3 protein-coding genes are annotated in these 2,773 nt (G+C 72.0%); 2 read left to right on the top strand and 1 reads right to left on the bottom strand.

Features of this window, described 5'->3' with window-relative positions; translation table 11 throughout:
* Nucleotides 1–109: 109 nt before the first annotated feature.
* A complete protein-coding gene (mca, locus tag ACFV6D_RS08920) occupies nucleotides 110–1,015 on the bottom strand; it encodes a mycothiol conjugate amidase Mca (protein WP_063351176.1) in 906 nt (301 codons plus the stop codon).
* A gap of 240 nt (nucleotides 1,016–1,255) precedes the next feature.
* On the opposite strand from mca, the gene ACFV6D_RS08915 reads away from it, so the two are divergent.
* Both ACFV6D_RS08915 and greA read left to right on the top strand, forming a co-directional pair.
* Nucleotides 1,256–1,672, top strand: a complete 417-nt coding sequence (locus ACFV6D_RS08915) for a DUF4307 domain-containing protein (RefSeq protein ID WP_380558974.1) — start codon at nucleotides 1,256–1,258, stop codon at nucleotides 1,670–1,672.
* 422 nt (nucleotides 1,673–2,094) lie between these two features.
* Nucleotides 2,095–2,595, top strand: a complete 501-nt coding sequence (greA, locus tag ACFV6D_RS08910; protein ID WP_063348012.1) for a transcription elongation factor GreA — start codon at nucleotides 2,095–2,097, stop codon at nucleotides 2,593–2,595.
* Nucleotides 2,596–2,773 lie beyond the last annotated feature (178 nt).

Below are 2,773 nucleotides of genomic sequence, written 5' to 3'. Positions count from 1 at the left end.
GGGGGGGGGGGGGGGGGGGGGGGGGGGGGGTTGTGGGGGGGGTTGGGGGGGGGCTATATATGGCGGGGGGGGCCCGGGCCCGGGGGGCGCCCCCCCCTCGGGGGGTGGTTCAGTCGCGCGTGTCGGCGGCCTCGACGGCCAGGGTGGGGGTGCGCAGGCCGGCGAACAGGTCGTCCTCCGGCAGGTCCACGTCGATCAGGGTACGGGCGAGTTCGTAGTCCTCGGTGGGCCAGACCTCGCGCTGGACGTCCAGCGGGACGCGGAACCACGGCCCGTCGGGGTCGATCTGGGTGGCGTGAGCGATCAGGGCGCGGTCGCGGGTCTCGAACCAGTCGCCGCAGCTCACCCGGGTGGTGATCTCGCGCTCCTGGCGGCCGCTCTTCTCCCAGCCCGCGATCCACTCGCCGTACGGCGAGTCGTGGCCGTGCTCGGTGAGGTACTGGTGCAGGGCGCGGATGCGGCCCATCGGGAAGCCGTGGTTGTAGTAGACCTTCAGCGGCTGCCAGGGCTCGCCGGCCTCCGGGTAGGCGTCCGGGTCGCCGGCGGCGTCGAAGGCCAGCATGGTGATCTTGTGGGTCATGATGTGGTCGGGGTGCGGGTAGCCGCCGTTCTCGTCGTAGGTCGTGATGACCTGCGGCTTGAACTCCCGGATCAGCCGGACCAGCGGTTCGGCCGCCTCCTTCACGTCCTCCAGGGCGAAGCAGCCCTCGGGCAGCGGGGGCAGCGGGTCGCCCTCGGGCAGGCCGGAGTCGACGAAGCCGAGCCAGGCCTGCTTGACGCCCAGGATCGCCCGGGCCTCGTCCATCTCCTTGCGGCGCACCTCGTGGATGTTCTCCTCGATGTACGGGTCCCCCTGGAGCTTGGGGTTGAGAACCGACCCGCGTTCGCCCCCGGTGCAGGTGGCCACGAGCACGTCCACTCCCTGCTCGACGTACATGGCCATGGTGGCCGCGCCCTTGCTGGACTCGTCGTCCGGGTGGGCGTGCACCGCCATCAGTCGCAACTGCTCAGTCAACGCCTTGCGTTCCTTCCACATATCGGGCGTTCCGCGAAGTCCGGTCCGCCCACCGTACGAGCCGCTCACGTCGGGGCCGCGTCGCCGCGGGACCGGCCGCGGACGTACCCCGGCCCGGTCGAGCCCCGCCCCCGCCGGACCGGCCGCGGGCGTGCCCCTCCTATAGTGACGGACTGGAGGAGCGTCGCATTCCCCCGCACCACTCGCGCGGCCCCTCCCGTCAGGAGAGGACTGGGTCCGATGAACGCGAGCACCACCACCCCGCAGCTGCCCGAGGGGCGCTACGGCCAGCACGGCGACCGCGATTCGGACCGCCGCCTGAAGGTGGCCGGCGCGGTCTGCGGCGTGCTGGGCCTGGGCCTGGTGGCCTGGCTGGGCGGCTCCTACCTGCTGCGCGAGACCACGATCAACGGCTCGGTGCCGACCTTCCAGGCGGTCTCGGACTCCGAGGTCGAGCTGCACCTGGCGGTGCGCAAGAGCGGCGGGACGGCCGGCAGCTGCACGGTCCGCTCGCAGGGGTCGGACGGCTCGGTGGTCGGGGTGGCCGACTTCCCGGTGCCGGCCGACGGCTCCAGCTACGACGCCGTGGTCACGCTGCGGACCACCGCCCGCGGCACCACCGCCGAACTGCTGGGCTGCACGCCGGCGAAGAAGTAGGCCTGCGAAGAAGCGCGAAGGAGTCCGTCCGGCCGCCTGCGCAGGCGGCCCGCCCGCCGAGTCGCACCGGCACCGCGCCCCGCTCACCGGTACTCTGCCGGGCACCACCGGTACTCTGCCGGACACCGGCACATAACCGATCGGGAGAACGGGCATCCGTAGGAAGTCCCGCACCCGGCCCGGCACGCACCACCGCCGTACACCGTGGCGCATTCGCTGTACACCGTGGCGCAACGCCGACGTCAATGGCGCGCAAACGACCCTTCTGCTTGTCGGCAGGACTTGTTAGGCTCGTGGTTTCGCCCCTTCCGCACCGGATGGTACGGGAGCGGGCGTTGCTTTGTAGTTACGACCGATATCACCACCAACCCTGCTGACGACTCACACCCGCAGCACAGCCCCAGCACCTACGAGGAGCACCCGTGACCCAGACCAGTGAGAACGTGACCTGGCTCACTCAGGCCGGCTACGACCAGCTGAAGGCCGAGCTGGATCACCTGACCGGGCCCTGGCGCATCGAGATCGCCCAGAAGATCGAGGCGGCGCGCGAGGAGGGGGACCTCAAGGAGAACGCCGGCTATCACGCGGCCAAGGAGGAGCAGGGCAAGTACGAGCTGCGCATCCGCCAGCTGACCCAGCTGCTGGAGCGTGCCAAGGTCGGCGAGGCGCCGGCCGACTCGGGTGTGGTGGCCCCGGGCATGGTCGTCACGGTCGCCTTCGACGGCGACGAGGACGACACCATGGAGTTCCTGCTCGCCTCGCGCGAGGTCGCCGGCTCCGACACCATGGACGTCTACTCGCCGCAGTCGCCGCTGGGCCGCGCGATCGACGGCAAGCAGATCGGCGACGAGGCGACCTACGAGCTGCCGAACGGCAAGCCCGCCATGGTGAAGATCGTCAAGGTCGTGCCGCACGCCGGCTGACCAAGCCTGATCCGGTCTGATCTGGCCTGACCCGGCCTGACCCGGCCTGACCAGACCTGACCGACCGACGAGGGCGGGGGGGGGGGGGGGGGGCGGGCCGCGCGGGCCGCCCCGGCGGCGGGGGGGGGGGGGGCCCCCCGCCCGCCGGCAGCGGTAGCGCCAGCCACCCCCACAACCA

It is taken from the genome of Kitasatospora sp. NPDC059812, from assembly GCF_042732075.1.
In the GTDB taxonomy this organism is placed as follows: Bacteria; Actinomycetota; Actinomycetes; order Streptomycetales; family Streptomycetaceae; genus Kitasatospora.
This window is presented reverse-complemented; position numbering and strand designations above follow the sequence as displayed.

What these genes read in the sequence shown, in the direction of transcription:
- ACFV6D_RS08915 (WP_380558974.1), top strand. Translation starts at nt 1,256, where the DNA reads ATGAACGCGAGCACCACCACCCCGCAGCTGCCCGAGGGGCGCTACGGC.